This window comes from Dermacoccus sp. CCH2-D9, assembly GCF_001556795.1.
GTDB lineage: Bacteria > Actinomycetota > Actinomycetes > Actinomycetales > Dermatophilaceae > Dermacoccus > Dermacoccus nishinomiyaensis.
On sequence record NZ_LSJT01000011.1, the window covers coordinates 1 to 19,591 of the forward strand.

The 19,591-nt window shown below is 70.3% G+C and carries 15 protein-coding genes and 1 tRNA gene; 5 read left to right on the top strand and 11 right to left on the bottom strand.

Translation table 11 applies throughout. The annotated features are described in order from the left end of the window. Nucleotides 1–3 precede the first annotated feature (3 nt). Nucleotides 4–1,077, top strand: coding sequence for a metallophosphoesterase (locus tag AX669_RS01155; RefSeq protein ID WP_062256094.1), 1,074 nt, complete (start codon nt 4–6; stop codon nt 1,075–1,077). Between the two features lie 18 nt (nt 1,078–1,095). On the opposite strand, the gene AX669_RS01160 is transcribed toward AX669_RS01155, so the two are convergent. From AX669_RS01160 to AX669_RS01200, 10 genes are all read right to left on the bottom strand, one after another. Beyond that, nucleotides 1,096–1,773: a response regulator gene (locus AX669_RS01160; RefSeq protein ID WP_006943998.1), complete on the bottom strand. Its 678-nt coding sequence runs from the start codon at nt 1,771–1,773 to the stop codon at nt 1,096–1,098. Then, nucleotides 1,770–4,409, bottom strand: a complete 2,640-nt coding sequence (locus AX669_RS01165) for an ATP-binding protein (RefSeq protein ID WP_062256084.1) — start codon at nt 4,407–4,409, stop codon at nt 1,770–1,772. Before AX669_RS01165 ends, AX669_RS01160 begins: the two co-directional genes overlap by 4 nt. Nucleotides 4,410–4,446: 37 nt before the next feature. Then, nucleotides 4,447–5,019 (bottom strand): potassium-transporting ATPase subunit KdpC, encoded by a 573-nt coding sequence (gene kdpC, locus AX669_RS01170; RefSeq protein WP_006944032.1) that lies wholly within the window; start codon nt 5,017–5,019, stop codon nt 4,447–4,449. A gap of 1 nt (nt 5,020) precedes the next feature. Beyond that, on the bottom strand, nt 5,021–7,036 hold the full coding sequence (gene kdpB, locus AX669_RS01175; RefSeq protein ID WP_006943930.1) for a potassium-transporting ATPase subunit KdpB: 2,016 nt from the start codon (nt 7,034–7,036) through the stop codon (nt 5,021–5,023). Then, on the bottom strand, nt 7,033–8,670 hold the full coding sequence (gene kdpA / locus AX669_RS01180) for a potassium-transporting ATPase subunit KdpA (RefSeq protein WP_006943959.1): 1,638 nt from the start codon (nt 8,668–8,670) through the stop codon (nt 7,033–7,035). Before kdpA ends, kdpB begins: the two co-directional genes overlap by 4 nt. Nucleotides 8,671–8,681: 11 nt before the next feature. Next, the gene (kdpF, locus tag AX669_RS01185; protein WP_197079011.1) at nt 8,682–8,783 is read right to left on the bottom strand and encodes a K(+)-transporting ATPase subunit F; all 102 of its coding nucleotides are present in this window, start codon (nt 8,781–8,783) and stop codon (nt 8,682–8,684) included. A 96-nt stretch (nt 8,784–8,879) separates the two neighbouring features. Next, nucleotides 8,880–9,086, bottom strand: coding sequence for a hypothetical protein (locus AX669_RS14135; RefSeq protein WP_062256086.1), 207 nt, complete (start codon nt 9,084–9,086; stop codon nt 8,880–8,882). Beyond that, the gene (locus AX669_RS14140; protein WP_170957216.1) at nt 9,047–9,724 is read right to left on the bottom strand and encodes an alpha/beta hydrolase-fold protein; all 678 of its coding nucleotides are present in this window, start codon (nt 9,722–9,724) and stop codon (nt 9,047–9,049) included. Before AX669_RS14140 ends, AX669_RS14135 begins: the two co-directional genes overlap by 40 nt. A 369-nt stretch (nt 9,725–10,093) precedes the next feature. After that, complete coding sequence (locus AX669_RS01195) at nt 10,094–11,083, bottom strand: cytochrome c oxidase assembly protein (protein ID WP_197418817.1); 990 nt, start codon at nt 11,081–11,083, stop codon at nt 10,094–10,096. 187 nt (nt 11,084–11,270) lie between these two features. Next, a tRNA-Pro gene (locus AX669_RS01200) sits at nt 11,271–11,347 on the bottom strand. A gap of 669 nt (nt 11,348–12,016) precedes the next feature. Here AX669_RS01200 and AX669_RS01205 point away from each other — a divergent pair. Beyond that, a complete protein-coding gene (locus AX669_RS01205) occupies nt 12,017–14,098 on the top strand; it encodes an acyltransferase family protein (RefSeq protein WP_197418818.1) in 2,082 nt (693 codons plus the stop codon). A gap of 15 nt (nt 14,099–14,113) precedes the next feature. Here the strand turns inward: AX669_RS01205 and AX669_RS01210 are convergent, their stop codons facing one another. Beyond that, on the bottom strand, nt 14,114–14,989 hold the full coding sequence (locus tag AX669_RS01210; RefSeq protein WP_062256092.1) for a LysR family transcriptional regulator: 876 nt from the start codon (nt 14,987–14,989) through the stop codon (nt 14,114–14,116). A 225-nt stretch (nt 14,990–15,214) separates the two neighbouring features. Here AX669_RS01210 and gabT point away from each other — a divergent pair, with 225 nt between their 5' ends. The 3 genes from gabT (at nt 15,215) to AX669_RS01225 (ending at nt 19,548) form a co-directional block, all read left to right on the top strand. Further along, the gene (gene gabT / locus AX669_RS01215; protein ID WP_006943994.1) at nt 15,215–16,552 is read left to right on the top strand and encodes a 4-aminobutyrate--2-oxoglutarate transaminase; all 1,338 of its coding nucleotides are present in this window, start codon (nt 15,215–15,217) and stop codon (nt 16,550–16,552) included. Between the two features lie 131 nt (nt 16,553–16,683). Next, complete coding sequence (locus AX669_RS01220; RefSeq protein WP_006943997.1) at nt 16,684–18,138, top strand: NAD-dependent succinate-semialdehyde dehydrogenase; 1,455 nt, start codon at nt 16,684–16,686, stop codon at nt 18,136–18,138. A 24-nt stretch (nt 18,139–18,162) separates the two neighbouring features. Then, nucleotides 18,163–19,548 (top strand): NAD-dependent succinate-semialdehyde dehydrogenase, encoded by a 1,386-nt coding sequence (locus tag AX669_RS01225; RefSeq protein ID WP_040014345.1) that lies wholly within the window; start codon nt 18,163–18,165, stop codon nt 19,546–19,548. The last annotated feature ends 43 nt before the right edge of the window (nt 19,549–19,591 follow it).

The following is a 19,591-nucleotide window of genomic DNA, read 5'->3' on the forward strand; positions in this document are numbered from 1 at the left end:
GCGCTGGCCTGGGCCTCGCTCATCGAGCGCAACTGGTACGCGCTGCGCCGCGTCGAGATGCCGGTGCTCGCCCCCGGGACGGCGCCGCTGCGGGTGCTGCACGTCAGCGACCTGCACATCGTGCCGCGTCAGGAACGACGCATCCAGTGGGTGCGTCAGCTCGCGCGGCTCGAACCCGACTTCGTCATCAACACCGGCGACAACCTCAGCGACGAGCACGCCATCCCCGCTGCGCTGCGCGCGATGGGGCCGCTCATGGAGCTTCCCGGCGCGTTCGTCTTCGGTTCGAACGACTACTTCTACCCCAAGCTCAAGAACCCCCTGCGCTACTTCGACGACTCGCATGCCAAGGGCGCGGCGATGCAGACGGGTGAGTTCGACATCGCCCAGTTGCGTGACGGTTTCACCGCGGGCGGCTGGCTCGACCTCACGCATCGACGCGAGCGGGTGCGGGTGGGGGCTGACGGCGTGGCGCTGGAGCTTCTCGGCGTCGACGACCCGCACCTCGAGTACGACGACTACGCGCAGGTCGCCGGTGAGGCCGCGTCGCGCCGAGGTGAGGTGGCCGCGACGATCGGCGTCGTCCACGCGCCGTACACGCGCGTGCTCGACGCGATGACGGCCGACGGCGCGGACGCCGTCATCGCCGGTCACACGCACGGCGGGCAGCTGTGCGTGCCGTTCCACGGCGCGCTCGTGACGAACTGCGACCTCGACACCTCGCGCGTCAAGGGCGTCTCGCGCTGGTGGCCCGGCGCGTCCGGCGTCGACTCGACGCAGGCCGTGCCGATCGGGCCGGGTGCGCTCGCAACGGACGGCTCGCCCCTCGACTCCGCCGCCGAGATCGGCGAGCGCTTCGACGTCCTCGACGCCCACCGCGTGCACAACGACTCGGTCTCGCGCTCGGAGGCTACGGCGCGCGAACGGCGCCGCACCGCGCTGCCGTCGTCCGCCGCGCCCGACGACGCGGCGTGGCTGCACGTCTCCGCCGGGCTCGGACACAACAAGTACACGCCCGTGCGCTTCGCCTGCCGTCCCGAGGCGACACTCATCACGCTGACGGCGAAGGCGCACTGACGAGCCCTGCGCGGCGCGTCAGCGCAGCACGTAGCCGATGCCGGGTTCGGTGACGATCCAGCGCGGGAGGGACGGTTCGGGTTCGAGCTTGCGACGCAGCTGCCCGCAGTAGACGCGCAGGTAGTTCGACTCGCGCCCGTACTGCGGCCCCCACACGGCGCGCAGCAGTTGTTCGTGCGGCACGACGCGCCCGCGGTGGCGCGCGAGTTCGGCGAGCAGGCGCCACTCCGTCGGCGTGAGGTGGACGGCCCCCGTCGGCCCGCTCGCCTCGTACGTCGTGAAGTCGAGCGAGAAGTCCGCGGTGACGACGGGCGCCGGGCCGGACGGTTCGGCGCCGCCTCGCCGCAGCGCGGCCCGCACGCGCGCCATGAGCTCCTCGATGCCGAACGGTTTCGTCACGTAGTCGTCGGCACCCTCGTCGAGCGCCTCGACCTTGTCATCGGCTTCCTGACGAGCCGACAGCACGATGACAGGCACGCTCGAGCTCTGACGCAGTTGGCGCAGCACGTCGACGCCGTCGAGGTCGGGCAGGCCGAGGTCGAGGACGACGAGGTCGGGCATCGCGTCTGCGCACGTGCTGAGGGCATCGAGGCCGCACCCGACGGTCTCGACGTCCAAGCCGCGCGCCTTGAGGTTGATGCGCAGCGTCCGCGCGATCGTCGGGTCGTCGTCGACGACGAGCACTCGTTCACTCATGACTCACCGCGCGTGGTTGCGTCTGCGAACCGGGTATCGACCGGCTGGTCGGCCTCAGCGTCCTGGGGCCGGGCCTCGGGCGCCGACTCGGGTTCCGATTCAGCGCCGGGCTCGGCCTCGCTCGTCGCACCCGCTGCGTTCGCCACGGCCGGCAGGACGATGACCATCGTGACACCTCCACCGGGAGTGGTCTCCGCCTCCAGCATGCCGCCCATCGCCTCCGTCAGGCCGCGCGCGACGGCGAGACCGAGCCCGATGCCGTCACCCGCGGGTGCGTCGCCGTAGCGCTGGAAGGGCCGGAATATCTCTTCGCGCGCCTCGTCGGGGATGCCGGGGCCGTGGTCGGCGACGCGTAGTTCGACGCGCGGGCCGAGCGCACTCGTCGTCACGACAACGCCGTCGCTACCGCCGTGACGCAGGGCGTTCTCGAGGACGTTCGCGAGGACGCGGTCGAGCAGGCCGGGGTCGGCGACGACGTGGCGCGCGGCGTCGTCGAGGTGCCAGGTGACGCGATCGGGTGTCTCGAGGGCGCGCACCGCGGGTGTGACGACCTCGGCGAGGTCGATCTCGCGCGGGTTCGCGACGAGCGCGCCGGTCTGCAGCCGTGAGGCGTCGAGCAGGTTGCCGATGAGCGCATCGAGCCGATCGGCCGACGTCTCGACGGCTTCGAGCAGTTCCGCCTGGTCCTCCGGCGAGAACGTCACCTCGTCGCTGCGCAGGCTGCCGACGGCGGCCTTGATGCCGGCCAGGGGCGTGCGCAAATCGTGGGAGACGGCGGACAGCAGCGCGGTGCGCGCCTTGTTGTCGCGCACGAGGGTGTCGGCCGACTCGGCGAGGTCGAGCAGCGCTCGACGGTGCAGCACGGCCGCCGCGTGCATCGCGTACGCCCCCAGCAGCCGCTGCCGCTCGGCGGGGACGGGGCGCCCCACGAGGACGAGGTCGTGCTCGTCGTCGATGCGCTCGACCGTCGTCTTCTCGCGCGGCAGCGCCTGCGCGGCGACGTCGCTGTAGCCGTCCGTCGAGGCGATGACGCTGCGACCCGGCCCGCGGGTGCGCACGACGGCCGCCGCGTCCTGGTCGAACATCTCGAGCGAGCGCGTGAGCAGCAGCGCGAGCTGGTCGGCGGAGGACAGCATCGTGTGGCTGAGTTCGGCGAGCGCCGTCGCCTCCTGGTGCGAGGCGCTGACGTCGGCGGCCCGGCGGGCGCTCGCGTGGACGACGAGCGAGACGGCGGCGCCGATGACGACGAAGAGCACGAGCGCGACGACGTTCTGTGGGTCGGAGATCGTCAGCGTGCCGATGGGCGGGGTGAAGAACCAGTTGATGAGCAGGGACGACAGCACACCGGCCGTGATCGCGGGCGCCATCCCGCCGATGAGCGCGACGACCACGGTGAGCAGCAGGTACAGCTGCACGATGAGCGGCAGCCCGACACCGGAGCGCAGCGGCACGAGCAGGGCGCTCAGCAGCGCCGGGGCGGTCACCGAGGTGAGGAAGCCGAGCCGCACCCGGCGCGTCGACAACCCCTCGCGTTCGGTCGGTGACGAGCCCACGTGCGCGAGCTCGTGGGTGACGACGTGGACGTCGATGTCCTCGCCCGAACCCGCGATGATGCGCTCGCCCGTGCCGGGACGCAGCATCGCCTGGGCCCGCGAGCGCCGGCTGAGGCCGACGACGATCTGGTCGGCGTTGACGCCGCGCGCGTAGTGCAGGACGGCCTCGGCCGCGTCGGGCCCGCTGACGGTGTGGAACGTCCCGCCGAGCTCTTCGGTGAGGCGTCGCAGGCCGCTGACGACGTCGGCCTCGGCGGTGCGCAGGCCGTCGTCGCGCACGACGAAGACGGCGTGCATCTCGCCGCCGCTGCCGCGCGCGGCAATGCGGGCGGCGCGGCGCAGCAGCGTCGCGCCCTCGCGCCCACCGGAGAGGGCGACGACGACACGGTGACGTGTCGGCCACGTACCGACGATGTCATGGTCGCTGCGGTAGGCCGTCAGGCTCTCCTCGACGCGGTCGGCGAGCCACAGCAGCGCGAGCTCGCGCAGGGCCGTCAGGTTGCCCTGGCGGAAGTAGTTGGCGAGCGCCGCGTCGACCTTCTCCGGCTTGTAGACGTTGCCGTGCGCCATCCGCCGACGCAGTGCCTCGGGCGCCATGTCGATGAGTTCGACCTGCTCGGCGCGCCGGACGACGACATCCGGCACCGTCTCGCGCTGCAGCACGCCGGTGATGGCGAACGCCGCGTCGTTGAGCGATTCGAGGTGCTGGATGTTGACGGTGGAGACGACGTCGATGCCCGCCGCGAGCAGGTCCTCGACGTCCTGCCACCGCTTCTCGTGGCGGCCGCCCGGCACGTTGGTGTGCGCGAGTTCGTCGACGAGCGCGACCTGCGGCGCGCGCCGGAGCACGGCGTCGAGGTCCATCTCCTCGAGCGTCGCGCCCCGGTACTCGCGCCGCAGTCGCGGCATGACCTCGAGGCCCTCGAGCGCGACGGCCGTCGCCGTGCGCCCGTGGGTCTCGCAGAAACCGACGACGACGTCCGTTCCCCGCCCGGCCCGGCGTCGGCCCTCGGCGAGCATCGCCATGGTCTTGCCGACGCCGGGGGCCGCACCGAGGTAGATGCGCAACGTGCCTCGTGTCATGCGTCCATCTTCTTCTGCCGTCGCGGTTTCCGCCCGCTCAGCGAGCAGCGCGTTGCGCGAGTGCGATGTTGAGGTCGAGCACGTTGACCCGTTCGGCGCCGAGGTAGCCCAGGGCCGGCTTCTCGATGTGGGCGTCGATGACCTTCTCGACGTCGGCGACGCTCATCCCGCGGGCCGCGGCGATCCGCGGTGCCTGCCAGCGGGCATAGGCGACGCTGATGTCCGGGTCGACGCCGCTGCCGCTCGCGGTGAGGGCGTCGTCCGGGATCGGGCCCGTCGCGTTCGGGTTGGCCTTCGTCAGCGCCGCACGACGCTCGGTGATCGCCTTCTTCTGCTCGTCGGCGTTCTGGCCGAGGTTCGAGCCGCCGCTCTCGGCGCCGGGGGCGTCGACGGCGGACGGGCGCGCCGCGAACCACTTCGCGTCGCTCGTGGGTTGGCCGATGAGACTGGAACCCACCTCGCGACCCTCGGCGCGGACGATCGAGCCGTCCGCCCGGGCCGGCATCGCCCGCGCCACGCCCGTGACGAGCAACGGGTAGGCGATGCCGAGGACGACGGTGAGGACGAGGAGCGCACGAAGCGCGGCCCAACCCTGACGAAGAACGAACATGTCACTTCACTCCCGGGGTGACGGACAGGACGAGGTCGATGAGCTTGATGCCCACGAAGGGCGCGATGACGCCGCCGACGCCGTAGACGAGCAGGTTGCGGCGCAGCATCGCGGCGGCACCGAGCGAGCGGTACGCCACGCCCTTGAGCGAGAGCGGGATGAGCGCGACGATGACGAGGGCGTTGAAGATGACCGCCGACAGCATCGCCGACTCGGGGCTGTGCAGATGCATCATGTTGAGCTTGCTCAGGCCCGGGAAGATGACGACGAACATCGCGGGGATGATCGCGAAGTACTTCGCGACGTCGTTGGCGATCGAGAACGTCGTCAGCGCTCCGCGGGTGATGAGCAGCTGCTTGCCGATGGCGACGACGTCGATGAGCTTCGTCGGGTTGGAGTCGAGGTCGACCATGTTGCCGGCCTCCTTCGCCGCCGACGTGCCTGTGTTCATCGCCACGCCGACGTCGGCCTGCGCGAGGGCGGGCGCGTCGTTCGTGCCGTCACCGGTCATCGCGACGAGACGTCCGCCTTCCTGCTCGGCCTTGATGAGGCGCATCTTGTCCTCGGGCGTCGCCTCGGCGAGGAAGTCGTCGACCCCCGCCTCCTTCGCGATCGCGGCGGCCGTCAGCGGGTTGTCGCCCGTGATCATGACGGTGCGGATGCCCATCTCGCGCATCTGCGCGAAACGCTCGGCCATGCCGGGCTTGACGACGTCCTTGAGGTGGATGACGCCGAGCATCCGGGCGGTGCCGTCGGCGTCACGCTCGGCGACGACGAGTGGCGTGCCGCCGGCCTGGCTGATCGCCTCGACACGAGCGTCGATGTCGTGCGCCATGTGGCCGCCCAGCTCGTGCACCCACGCGGCGACGGCCGAGCCGGCGCCCTTGCGGATGGCGCTGCCGTCGGGCAGGTCGATACCGGACATGCGGGTCTGCGCGGTGAACGGAACGGTGACGACGTCCGCGATCTCGGTCGCCGTGAACCCTTCTGCCGCAGCGTATTCGACGATCGACCGGCCTTCGGGCGTCTCGTCGGCGAGCGACGACAGGCAAGCGGCGCGGACGAGATCCGCGCGCGAGACACCCTCGACGGGGACGACGTCACCGGCGCGGCGGTTGCCGTAGGTGATCGTGCCGGTCTTGTCGAGCAGCAGCGTCGAGACGTCACCTGCGGCCTCGACGGCGCGCCCCGACATCGCGAGCACGTTGTGCTGCACGAGGCGATCCATGCCGGCGATGCCGATGGCGGACAGCAGCGCACCGATCGTCGTCGGGATGAGGCAGACGAGCAGCGCGACGAGGACGACGAGCGACATGTCGTGGCCCGAGTAGCTCGCCATCGGCCAGATCGCCATGACGGCGAGGACGAAGATGATTGTCAGCGTCGTCAGCAGGATGCCGAGGGCGATCTCGTTCGGCGTCTTCTGCCGTTCGGCGCCCTCGACGAGCGCGATCATGCGGTCGATGAACGTCTCACCGGGCTTGCTCGTGATCTCGACGACGATGCGGTCCGACAGCACCGTCGTACCGCCGGTGACGGCGCAGCGATCGCCACCCGATTCGCGGATGACGGGCGCCGACTCACCGGTGATGGCCGACTCGTCGACCGTCGCGACACCGTCGACGACGTCGCCGTCACCGGGGATGACCTCGCCGGCCTCGACGACGACGCGGTCGCCGACGCGCAGTTCGGTGCCGGGCACGCGCTCCTCGCCGCCGTGCGGCATGAGGCGGCGGGCGATGGAGTCGACGCGGGTCTGACGCAGGGTGTCGGCCTGCGCCTTGCCGCGCCCTTCAGCGATGGCCTCGGCGAGGTTGGCGAACAGGATCGTCAGCCACAACCAGATCGTGACGGAGATCGAGAACACCGACGGGTGGATGATCGACAGCACCGTCGTGAGCACCGAGCCCACCCAGACGACGAAGATGACGGGGGTGCGCACGAGGTGGCGCGGGTCGAGCTTGCGCAGGGCGTCCGGCGCCGATTCGAGGGCCGTAAGGGCGAGTGATGCGTTCACGAGAGGGCCTCCGCGATCGGGCCGAGAGCGAGTGAGGGGAAGAAGGTCAGCCCGGCGACGATGACGATGATGCCGACGAGCAGACTGGTGAAGACGGGCCCGCGGGTCGGCATCGTGCCGGCCGTGGCGGGGCGCCGCTGCTGCGAGACGAGCGCGCCGGCGACGGCGAGCACGAGCACGATGGGCAGGAAGCGTCCGAGGAACATGCACGCCGCGAGCGTGAGGTTGAGGTACGGCTGGTCGGCCGCCAGGCCCGCGAAGGCGGAACCGTTGTTGTTCGACGCCGACGTGTAGGCGTACATCATCTCGCTCAGGCCGTGCGGGCCGTGGTTGAGCAGGGCGTCCTTCGCGACCGGCAGCACGACACCGGCGGCGGTGAACATCAGCACGAGCGCGGGCATGACGACGACGGCGAGCGCCGAGTACGTGATCTCGCGTCGGCCGATGGCCTTGCCGAGCAGTTCGGGCGTGCGTCCGACCATGAGGCCGGCGATGAAGACGGTGAGCAGCGCGAAGATGATGATGTTGTACAGGCCGGTGCCGACGCCGCCGGGCGAGACCTCACCGAGCATCATGTTGAGCATCATGAGGCCGCCGCCGAGGGGGCTCATCGAGTCGTGCATCATGTTGACGCCACCGGTCGAGGTGCCCGTCGTCGCGGTGCCGAACAGCACCGATCCGACGATGCCGAAGCGTTGCTCCTTGCCTTCCATCGAGCCGAGCGCACCGCTGGACTCGGCCCAGATGCCGAGGCCGGCGCTCAGGGTGAACAGGGCGCCCATGGCCGTCGTGAACACCGCGCCCTGACGGCGGTCGCCGACCATGAGGCCGTACATCCACGGCAACGAGAAGGGGATCGCGAGCACGAGGAGGATCTCGAACAGGTTCGTCCACGCGTTCGGGTTCTCGAACGGGTGCGCCGAGTTCGCGTTGAAGAAACCGCCACCGTTCGTGCCGAGCAGCTTGATGACCTCCTGGGAGGCGACGGGGCCGCCCTGGATCGTCTGGCTGCCGCCGACGAGCGTCGTCACGTCGTGCGGGCTGCTGAGGTTCTGGATGACGCCGCCCGCGACGAGCACGAGCGCGCCGACGAACGCGATGGGCAGCAGGATGCGGGTGCAGCTGCGCACGAGGTCGACCCAGAAGTTGCCGATCGTCGCGGCGTTGCTGCGCGCGATCGCGCGGCACAGGGCGACGGCGACGGCCATGCCCGTCGCGGCGGAGACGAAGTTCTGCACGTTCAGGCCGGCCATCTGGACGGTGTACCCGGCGCCCGACTCACCGCCGTAGCTCTGCCAGTTCGTGTTCGTCGTGAACGACACGGCCGTGTTGAAGGCCGTGTGCCAGTCCTGGCTGCGCCCCAGGCCCCAGGGCAGGACGCCCTGCGCCATGATGAGCGCGAACAGCAGCACGACGGACGCGACGCCGAACATGACGCTGGCGACGGCGTACGTGCGCCAGCCCTGCTCGACGCGCGGGTCGACGCCGACGGCCCGGTAGATGAGGCGCTCCGGCGCCCAGTCATTCTCATCCGTGAAGCAGCGGTACATCCAGGTGCCGAGCGGCACGTGGACGAACGCCAGCAGCAGCGCGATGGTGGCGATCATGCAGATCGCCTGAAGAGTGACGTTCATGTGCGCGGCCCTCAGAACTTCTCGGGCCGGATGAGGGCGTACAGCAGGTACCCCAGCAGTGCGAGGGCGATGATGCCCGCGATGACGATTTCGATCATGGATCGAGCGTGCAACCGCCCCGGCGGCGCACCGCTCGTCTTGAGGTCGCCTTGTCGCGTCTTGACGCGTTCTTTACGTCAGGCTCTTCCCCTGCGTCGCTGCCCCGGCGTTCAGGGGCGCGGTGCGAAACCGGGCTGCACCTCGACGAGCCAGTCGAACGAGCGCGGGATCTTGCGCGTCCACACCGACAGGCGGTGGCCGCCGCCCTGCGCGATGCGCGCCGTGACGTCGGTGGGCCGCTTCACCACGGTGAGGAACTCCTTGACGGAGGGGTAGCTCACCTTGTCGGCGTCGGAGGCGAACAGCCACAGCGACACGGGCACCGGGTTGGCTTTCTCCAGGGCGATGAGGTCGTAGCTGCGCGCCTGCGGCGAGTTGGGGGAAACGGCGGGTGGCCGTCGAACTGCGGACGGAAGTAGCCCTGGTAGGCGACGGCGGCGCCGAACGTCGCGGGGTGCTTCATCGTCAGCATCGAGGCGCACCATCCGCCGAGGGAGTACCCCCACGTCGCCCACGACCCGCGCCCGGGCGCGACGGCGAAGGTGTGTTTCACCCACGTCGGCAGCGTGGAGGCGAGCCACGTCTCGGTCTGCAGGCCGTGCGGGTCGTCGATGCACTCCGTGTCGTCGTCGAGGGTGCGGTTGAGTTGCGGCACGACGACGATGGGCGCGGCGATGCGGCGGTCGCTGACAGCCCTGTCGACGCGTGTAGAGGTGGTCGAGCTTGCTGTACGTCTCTGGGCTGCCCGGCAATCCGTGCATCGCGACGATGACGGGGTGACGCGTCGCGGAGTGTTGGTCGTACCCCACCGGCAGCTGGACGTACACCTTGCGCGACGCGGTGGGGCGCCCGTCGGCGTTCTTCGGGCCCGGGATCTCGCACTTCTGCAGGCGCTGACCCGGCTGCGGCAGCGCGGGCAGGGCGTGCGGCGTCGTCGGCGCCGTCGGGGTGGCACTCGCGGAGGGGCCTGCTGATCCAGGGCGGGCGCCGGCGTGGGCGCGCCGTAGTGACGCGGCGTGTCCGCAGGCGAGTCGCCGAGCAGGTCACCCCAACTCGTGTAGAACGCCTACTCGTTGTTGACAGGGCACCGACGAGCGCGAGCGTGGTGAACAGTGCCGTCAGGCCGAGGCGCGACAGCGCCTGCATCCACGGCTTGCGCCCCCCACGAGCCTCCCCGGACGATGACGACGAGAACGAGTGCCGCGGCGCAGCCGAGCACGATCGGCAGCCACGTCCCGTTCAACCCCATGGAGGAAGGGGGAGGAGTCATCCGGGGAAATGCCCGTGAGCCCCGCTGGGAAAACGCTCCGAATCGTGGTGTGCGTCACGTCGAGGGTGTTGACGTCCGATCGGGCGGGACGTCGGCAAGGCCCTCGGAGGCGGTGGGTGACGCGTCGGCGCTGCCCTCGGACGTGGTGGGTGCCGCGGTGATCCACCACGGCGTCGTCCTGCCGGGGCCGTCGCCGTACTGGGCGTCGAGTTCGGCGTCGGCGCGGAGGGCGCTCGCGCGATCGGCCCGCATCCATTCGATGAAGACGGCTGCGAGCAGGGGCAGCCCGACACTCTCGGCGACGGCGAGCAGCGCTCCCCCGGCGAACTTCTGATCGAGCGAGGTGGACATGTCGCCCCTGTAGGTGGCGGCGGACGCCGCGAAGCCGGGGAAGTGCGGCATGAGCAGATCGTGGTGCGTCATGACGAGGATGCCGGGGATCGCGTCGAACAGGCCGTCGACGCAGGCGAGCAGGACGCGCACGCCGGGCCCGGCCCACGCGGGCAGCAGATCGCCGGCGAGCAGGGGCAGCACGACGATGACGCCGACGACGAAAAGGTGCACGGTGAGCACGATGCGCATCGGCGTGGAGTCGAGCGCGGCCTGCCCGTAGGGCGTGAAGAAGACGACGATGACGCTCACCATCGCGAGGATCGAGCTGACGAACGGGTACATGAGCGCCCGTCCGAGGCGCCCGCCGAGCACTCGGCGCAGCGCCGTCGACCCCGTCGCGCCCTCGATGACGTCGACGGGGCGCGCGAGCGCGAAGCCGGTCGGGATGACGGCGACGAGCAGCGCGACCTGCAGCGCGAACACCCACATGAGGCGCGTCGACCACACCTCGACAGGCCCGCACAGCGTGTAGGCGAGGGCGCCGGCTCCGAACGTCAAGAACCACGCGAGCCACGAGACGTCAGCTCGTCCGCGACGGCGTGCGCGGATCCAGGCGGCGCCGTAGCCGATCGCCACGACTGCGACGAAGAGGGTGCCCCATGAGCCCGGTCGCCAGTCGGTCAGCCATGACGAGGCATGAAGTTCGTTCACAGCGGGCATTGTGCGCGCGTCGGCTGGGAGGGCGGTGAACTCGCCTTGGCGGCGGTTTCGAACGCGCTCGCGTCTCCTCGGGATCGGGCAACTGCGCACTGCGGCCACGACGCACACGGCTGGGCCCGCATTCGGACGGGTACGGCGAAGGCCCCCATCGGCGAACCGATGAGGGCCTTGCTGACGCTGGTCGGGGTGACAGGATTTGAACCTGCGACCTCGTCGTCCCGAACGACGCGCGCTACCAAGCTGCGCCACACCCCGCGACTCTCGTCATGCGCCACCGATGCGATCGGCAGCGACAACAAACCTTACATGCCGCGGCGCGTCGGCGCTAATCGTCGCGGCACCGTCGTCACCGACGCCCGAGCGGCCCGTTCGTGAGCTACGTCATCGTGGCCGCGTCGCCACGTCCATCAGGGTGGCCAGGTGATACCATCAAGGGTCAGGGAGGAACGAACGCCAGGGGGAACAATCGTGGGCACGGACCACGACGGCTCACGCACGCCTCGCGGTCGCGGCACGGCTCGTCGCGACGGCGCCGAGACTGCAGGCCGGAGCGGGAGCGCGGCAGGCAGTCGCGACCGGAACGCAGGTCGTGGCGGCGTGCCCTCATCGAGCGATGACCTGCCCGGCTGGCTGTTCAGCGCCGACCCGCTGACGTCCCCGCCGCGATCAGCGAACGCTCCCGCAACGTCCTCTCCCGCATCTCGGGAAGCGTCCCCGAGCGCGCGCGTCAAGAACGACGCGGACACGTTGCGCGTCGAGCCATCGAGGGACGTCGTCGAGACGCCGGCGACAGCGGCGGCCTCCCGCACGACCGTCGGGCAGTCGGTCGACCGCACGAACCGAGCGGCCCGCGAGGCGAGCTCTCGGCCTCGGAGACGCCCCACGGACATGCTCGCGCCACCCCCGCGTCAGGCACCTCACCACGTGGAACGGCCGGCCCCGCCTGCTCGCGAATCCGCGGCGAGCAACGCGACGTCAGTGGACGCCGACGCGATGGACGCCACGGCAGACCCCACCACGTCGACCGACACGAGCGCCCCGTCCTCGGACGCCGCTCGCACTGACGCCACGACAGGCCCCACAACGCCGGCCGACACGAGCGCCCCGTCGTCCTCCGACGCCGTGCAACCAGCCTCCGACGCCGCGCGAGCGACCGTCGCGACTCCGCGGCGCGGCCGGCTGCCTGCCCTCGACGGCGTGCGCGCACTGGCGGTGCTGGCCGTCATGGCGTTCCATTTCCGGGTGCCCGGGTTCAGCGGCGGTTTCCTGGGCGTCGACATCTTCTTCGTGCTGTCGGGCTACCTCATCACGAGCCAGTTGTGGTCGCGCTGGCCGCTGCGCAGCATCGATCTGAAGGCGTTCTGGGCCGCTCGCGTGCGACGCCTCGCGCCCGCCGCACTGCTCCTGCTCGCCGTGACGACGCTCGTCACGGCGTGTTTCCATCCGTCCGGCCTCGCGCAGCAACTGCGCGATGCGGCGGCGGCGCTGACGTACACGTCGAACTGGTGGTACGTGTACGGCGGGCGGCAGTACGGCGACTTCGGTTCGTGGTGGTTCCTCGAACACCTGTGGTCGCTCGCGATCGAGGAGCAGTTCTACCTGCTGTGGCCGCTCGTGGTGGCGGGGGTGCTCCTCGCCGTTCGCGCCACACGAACGCGGCGTCACGTCCTGCTCGCCGTGACCATCGGCGGGGCGCTCACCTCGAGCATCGCGATGAGTGTCGGCGCCTTCGCCTCGAGCGGCCGCTGGGCCGACGACCCCACGCGCGTCTACTTCGGCACGGACACACACGTCATGGGCCTGCTCGTCGGCGCCGCCCTCGCACTGCTGCTCGACGGGCGGGGGTTCCGCTCGCGCCTCACATTCGCCCCGGCGACGACCCGCATGACGGCCGCCGGCGTCGCCGCGCTCGTCGCCGTCATCGTCGTGATGACGCAGCTCGACTTCCTCTCGATGGGTTTCTACCGCTGGGGCGGTTTCCTCGCCTTCTCACTCGTCGTGGCGGCGCTCGTGTGGGTCGTCGTCCATGACGGCCCGCTCACCCGCGCGTTGTCGTGGCGCCCGCTGCGCTACGTCGGCGACCGCTCGTACGGGCTGTACCTGTGGCACTGGCCGCTCGTGACGCTGCCGTTCGTCACCGACGCGATGGAGTCGTCGTGGCTGCTGCCCGCGATCGGGTTGAGCATCGCGACGTTCGTGCTCGCCGAACTGAGCTACCGCTACGTCGAGATGCCCGTGCGCCGCGCCGGGGTGCGCGCCTGCCTGCGTCGCGCGCGGGGCGCTGTCGTCGACCGCCATGTCGGCGCCATGGTCGCGAGTCTCGCACTCGCGGCAGCGCTCATCGTCACGGCGACACAGATCGTCGCGCACCGTCAGGGGTCGACCGAGACGACGGCACCCGCGCCCGGGATCGACGCCACGCCCACCCCGGCGCCGTCCGCCCCGCCGACGCCGGGGCACCCCGGGGCGCCGTCGACCTCGGCGAGCCCGTCGTCGTCGAGCAACACCCCCGTGGCCGGGCTCGACACCCGCGCCACGAAGCAGATGAGCATCAGCGTCTGGGGCGACTCCGTCCCCGCGTCCGTCGCGCTCAACCAGCTCCCGCGCGCCTACCGCACGGTCGACAACCACGCCGCGAAGAGCCAGCAGGCGAACGCGGTGCTCGAGCAGGTCATGGCGGCTGCGAAGGCGGGGACGATCAGGAGCGACGTCGTCCTGATCCACACCGGCGACAACGGTGTCGTACCGCAGGAGATGCTCGCCAAGACCCTCGACGCGTTGAAGGACGAACGCGTCGTGCTCGTGCTGCCGAAGACCACGCTGGGCACCCAGAAGCAGGCGCTGCATGCGATCCGCGAGGCGGCGAAGGGCCGGCCGTGGGTGCACCTCGTCGACTGGTACGGCGCCTCCAAGGACCACCCCGAGTACTTCATCGACGGCGTCCACCCCACCCTCGCAGCGATGCCCGTCTACATCAGCCTCGTGCAGAAGGCCTCGAAGGCCTGACCACGACACGACTCGTCAGGCATACCTCCGTCGCGTGAACCGCGACAGATCCTGCGCGAGCCGTTCGAGCGCGTCAGCGGCGTGATGGCGACGATCCCACGCGGCGTGGAGGCGGATGCCGAGAGCGTCGCCGTCAGCGTCGCGGATCGTGAGGGGCACGAGGCCGAAGCGGGGGTCGTCGGTGAGGACGCAGACGCCGCGCCCGCTGGCCGCGACGGCCTGGGCGACGACGGGTGAGGCGAACTCCGCGCGGGGTTCGACGCCGAGCTGCTCTGCGTCGAGGGCTGCGTCGAGCACGCGGCGCGCCGAGAGGCTGCGTTCGAGCAGAAGCAGGTCAGCACCCGCGAGCTCGTCGAGGTCGACGGCATCGCGCTGCGCCCACGGATGGGTCGGCGCGACGCACGCCCACAGCGGCAGGCGCGCGACGACGCGGCTGCCCAACGCCGGGGGTGGTGCGAGCGGCGCCACGGCGAGGTCGGCTCCGCGACGCAACGTGTCGTAGACGTCGTCGACGGACGCTTCGGCGATGCTCGGCAGCGGCGCGTCGGCGGACCACGTCGCGAGCCAGGGGGCGAGGACGTCGTCGCGGGTCGTGCCGGGGCTGACGAGACGAACCCGCTGCAGACGGCCGGCTGCGACGCCGCGGGCCGCGTCACTCACGGCGTCGGCCTGGCGCAGCAGTCGACGCGCGACGGGCAGCACGTCGATGCCGGCGGAGGTGAGGCGCAGCCGCCCGTCCTCACGATCGAACAGGCGGATGCGCAGCTGCCGCTCCAACTGCTGGATCTGACGCGTGACGGCGGGTTGCCCCACGCCGAGTCGCGCCGCGCCGGCCGTCACCGTCCCGGCGTCGGCAACGGCGACGAAGCACTCGACCGCCCTCAACTCCATACCGTCCCCTTCTGCGATCTACGTCCACATCGGCGATCTACGGTCACTTTCACCGCCCTCGGCGGCCGGCCAGAGCCCATCAGCGGCCTATTCCCAACATGCATACCAATCATCGAAAATTGATATTGGACAGCATAGGCGCCAAGCCTCAGAGTGAGGGAGAACACTGATCGACCCTGGTCACTCGCACCTCGGTTCGATCCCGTACGACGAAAGGACACGGCCATGACGTCCGTCCCTCAGGAGCGCAAGCTCGTCACCGCCATCCCCGGCCCGAAGAGCCAGGAACTGCACCAGCGGACGAAGGGCGCGGTCTCCGCGGGCGTCGGCATCGGCCTGCCTGTCTACGTCGAGCGTGCGGGCGGCGGCATCCTCGTCGACGTCGACGGCAACCAGCTCATCGACTTCGGCTCCGGCATCGCCGTGACGAGCGTCGGCAACTCGGCGCCGAAGGTCGTCGAGAAGGCCAAGAACCAGCTCGACGACTTCACGCACACCTGCTTCATGGTGACGCCGTACGAGGAGTACACGGCCGTCTGCGAGAAGCTCAACGAGCTGACGCCCGGTGACCACGAGAAGCGTTCGGCGCTGTTCAACTCGGGCGCCGAGGCCGTCGAGAACGCCGTCAAGATCGCGCGCGTCCACACGGGCCGTCAGGCCGTCGTCGCGTTCGACCACGCCTACCACGGCCGCACGAACCTGACGATGGCGCTCACGGCGAAGAACATGCCGTACAAGCAGGGCTTCGGGCCGTTCGCGGGCGACGTCTACCGCATGCCGATGGCGTACCCGTACCGCTGGGTCGGCAACGCCGACACGATCACTGACGACGCCTTCGAGGCGTTCACGAGCGCTGTGCACGCGCAGATCGGCGAGCAGAACGTCGCGGCCGTCATCATCGAGCCCATCCAGGGTGAGGGCGGGTTCATCGTGCCGCCCGCCGGCTGGTTGAAGAAGGTCGCCGACTGGTGCCGCGAGAACGGCATCGTCTTCATCGCCGACGAGGTGCAGAGCGGTTTCTGCCGCACCGGCGACTGGTTCGCGTGCGACGCCGAAGGCGTCGTGCCCGACCTCATCACGACCGCCAAGGGCATCGCGGGCGGCCTGCCGCTCGCGGCCGTGACGGGCCGCGCCGAGATCATGGACGCCGTCCACGCAGGCGGCCTCGGCGGCACCTACGGCGGCAACCCCGTCGCCTGCGCGGGCGCCCTCGGCGCGATCGAGACGATGGAGTCGGAGAACCTGCCCGCGCGCGCCAAGGAGATCGAGGCGATCTTCCGCGAGCGCCTCGGCCAGATCGCCGACACGCACGACGTCGTCGGCGACATCCGCGGACGCGGCGGCATGATGGCCGTCGAGATCGTCAAGGCCGGCACGAAGGAGCCCGACGCCGACCTGACGAAGAAGATCGCGGCCGCCGCGAACGCTCAGGGCGTCGTCACGCTGACGGCCGGCACGTACGGCAACGTCCTGCGCTTCCTGCCGCCGCTCGTCATCGGTGACGGCCTGCTGCGCGAAGGCCTCGACATCATCGCCGAAGCGTTCGACTCCGCGACTGCCTGAGCGCCTGAGCGAGCACGACCATCCACAGGCTGTGTCGGATCGCCCCGCCCCGGGCGATCCGGCACAGCCGCTTCCACAGCTGCACCCGCCGTACTCGCCGGTACACCACGAATCTGGGATAGGAAAGACACATGGACACGAAGGCTCTGATCAACGACGTGCCGAAGCAGCTGTTCGTCGACGGCGCATGGCGCGACGCGGAGGGCGGCAAGACGCTCGAGGTGACGAACCCCGCGACCGGCGAGGTCCTCGCGCGCGTCGCCGACGCCTCCCCCGCTGACGGCGACGCAGCCCTCGCCGCCGCGCACGCCGCGCAGGCGAGCTGGGCGGCCACCACACCGCGTGAGCGTTCCGAACTGCTGCGCAAGGCGTTCGAGCTGCTCATCGAGCGCACCGACGACTTCGCGGCGCTCATGACCCTCGAGATGGGCAAGCCCTTCGCCGAGGCCAAGGGAGAGGTCGCCTATGGCGCCGAGTACTTCCGCTGGTTCGCGGAGGAGGCCGTGCGCATCAACGGCACGTACCTGCCCGCCCCCGCGGGCGGATCGCGACTGCTGACGATGAAGCAGCCCGTCGGCCCGTGCCTCATGATCACGCCGTGGAACTTCCCGCTCGCCATGGGCACGCGCAAGATCGGTCCGGCGCTCGCGGCCGGTTGCACGATGGTCATCAAGCCCGCCGCCGAGACGCCGCTGACGATGCTCGCCCTCGTCGCGCTCCTCGAGGAGGTCGGCGTCCCGAAGGGTGTCGTCAACGTCGTCACGACGAGCGATTCGGGCGGCGTCATGGAGCCGCTCATTCGCGACCCGCGAGCTCGCAAGCTGACGTTCACCGGCTCGACGGCTGTCGGCCGCAAGCTCGTCGAGCAGTCGGCCGAGCAGTTGCTGCGCGTGTCGATGGAGCTCGGTGGCAACGCGCCCTTCATGGTCTTCGAGGACGCTGACGTCGACGCGGCCGTCGAGGGCGCGATGGCGGCGAAGATGCGCAACATCGGTGAGGCCTGCACGGCCGCGAACCGTCTGTATGTGCACGAGTCGGTCGCCGCGGAGTTCGGCGAGAAGTTCGCCGCGAAGATGAAGGCGATGACGGTCGGCAACGGCATGGACGAGGGCGTCACCGTCGGCCCGCTCATCACCGGCAAGGCCGTGAAGAACGTCCAGCGACTCATCGACGGTGCCGTCGCCGCGGGCGCCACGAAGGTGTGCGGCGACGAGCAGGTGCCGAGCGAGGGCAACTTCGTCGCCCCCACCGTCCTGACGAACGTGCCCGGTGACGACGACATCGTGCGCGAGGAGATCTTCGGCCCGGTCGCCGCGATCCAGACGTTCACCGACGAGGACGACGTCATCGCCCGCGCGAACTCGACGGAGTACGGCCTCGCCGCGTACTTCTTCTCGAAGGACTACTCGCGGGCGCTGCGGGTCGCCGAGAAGCTCGAGTACGGCATGGTCGGCGTCAACGTCGGCGTCATCTCGAACCCGGCCGCGCCGTTCGGCGGGGTCAAGGCCTCCGGGTTCGGCCGCGAGGGCGGCTTCCAGGGCATCGACGAGTACCTCGAGACCAAGTACGTGGGCATGGCGCTCTGAGCGCCTGCGACGAAGGGACATGTGATGAGTGAAGCCATCTACACGGTGACGAACCCGGCGACGGGTGAGGTCGAGGAGACCTTCCCCACCGCGACCGACGATGAGGTAATGGCCGCCCTCGAGCGCGCCTACGCCGCCCGCGAGCGCTGGCGCAAGGTGCCGCTCGAGGAGAAGATCGCGATCATCGAGCGCGTCGCGGCCGAGTACGACTCGCGTCAGGAGGAACTGGCGCGCATCATCGGTGACGAGATGGGCAAGCCCCACGGCGACGCGACGGGTGAGGTGTGGCTCTCGGGCGACATCCACGCGTACAACGCGAGGCACGCGCCGGAGGTGCTTGCCGACGAGGAGCTCGACCTGGGCGAGCGTGACGGGCGCGCGTACATGCGCAAGGAGCCCGTCGGCGTCATCGTCGGCGTCATGCCGTGGAACTACCCGTATTACCAGGTCGCGCGTTTCGCGGCGCCGAACCTGCTGCTCGGCAACGTCATCCTGCTCAAGCACGCGCCGCAGTGCCCGCGTTCGGCGAAGGTGATCGAGGAGATCTACCACGCCGCCGGGGTGCCGAAGGATGTCTATCAGAACCTCTACGCGACGAATGAGCAGATCGCGATGCTCATCGACGACCCGCGCGTGCAGGGCGTGTCGCTGACGGGTTCGGAGCGCGCCGGTTCGGCCGTCGGTGAGCGTGCAGGGCGCAACCTGAAGAAGGCCGTGCTCGAGCTCGGCGGCAGCGACCCGTTCGTCGTGCTGCCGGACGCCGACATCGACAAGGCTGTCGAGGACGGCATCCTCGGCCGCTTCGAGAACTCGGGTCAGGCGTGCAACGCGGCGAAGCGGTTCATCCTCATCGGCGACGAGACGTACGACAAGTTCGTGCCGAAGTTCGCCGAGGCCGTCGCCGGGTTGAAGATGGGCGACCCGCACGACGAGTCGACGAACATCGGCCCGCTCGTCACGGAGGCCGCCGCGAAGGGTATCCAGGCGCAGATCGACGACGCCGTCGACGCGGGCGCCGAGGTGGTCGTCGGTGGCAAGCGTCCTGACGGTCCGGGCGCGTACGTCACGCCGACGGTGCTCGCCGGCGTCACGCCGCAGATGCGCGCGTGGAGCGAGGAGATCTTCGGCCCCGTCGCCGTCATGTACAAGGCGGCCGACGAGGACGAGGCCGTGCGCATCGCGAACGACACGCTGTTCGGTCTCGGCGCGTCGGTGCACTCGTCTGACGTCGACGCCGCGCTGCGCGTGGCCGATCGGCTCGAGTCGGGCATGGTGTCGATCAACGAGGCCCCCGGTTCTTCGTCGGAGCTGCCGTTCGGTGGCGTCAAGCGTTCCGGTTTCGGGCGCGAGCTCGGCACGTACGGGTTCGACGAGTTCTGCAACAAGCGGATGATCCGCATCGCGGGCTGACGAAGCTCGAAGGGGCGGGGTGCACCGCAGCGAAGCGAGGATG

What these genes read in the sequence shown, in the direction of transcription:
- AX669_RS01160 (WP_006943998.1), bottom strand. Translation starts at nt 1,773, where the DNA reads ATGAGTGAACGAGTGCTCGTCGTCGACGACGACCCGACGATCGCGCGG.
- AX669_RS01165 (WP_062256084.1), bottom strand. Translation starts at nt 4,409, where the DNA reads ATGACACGAGGCACGTTGCGCATCTACCTCGGTGCGGCCCCCGGCGTC.
- kdpC (WP_006944032.1), bottom strand. Translation starts at nt 5,019, where the DNA reads ATGTTCGTTCTTCGTCAGGGTTGGGCCGCGCTTCGTGCGCTCCTCGTC.
- kdpA (WP_006943959.1), bottom strand. Translation starts at nt 8,670, where the DNA reads ATGAACGTCACTCTTCAGGCGATCTGCATGATCGCCACCATCGCGCTG.
- AX669_RS01210 (WP_062256092.1), bottom strand. Translation starts at nt 14,989, where the DNA reads ATGGAGTTGAGGGCGGTCGAGTGCTTCGTCGCCGTTGCCGACGCCGGG.
- gabT (WP_006943994.1), top strand. Translation starts at nt 15,215, where the DNA reads ATGACGTCCGTCCCTCAGGAGCGCAAGCTCGTCACCGCCATCCCCGGC.
- AX669_RS01220 (WP_006943997.1), top strand. Translation starts at nt 16,684, where the DNA reads ATGGACACGAAGGCTCTGATCAACGACGTGCCGAAGCAGCTGTTCGTC.
- AX669_RS01225 (WP_040014345.1), top strand. Translation starts at nt 18,163, where the DNA reads ATGAGTGAAGCCATCTACACGGTGACGAACCCGGCGACGGGTGAGGTC.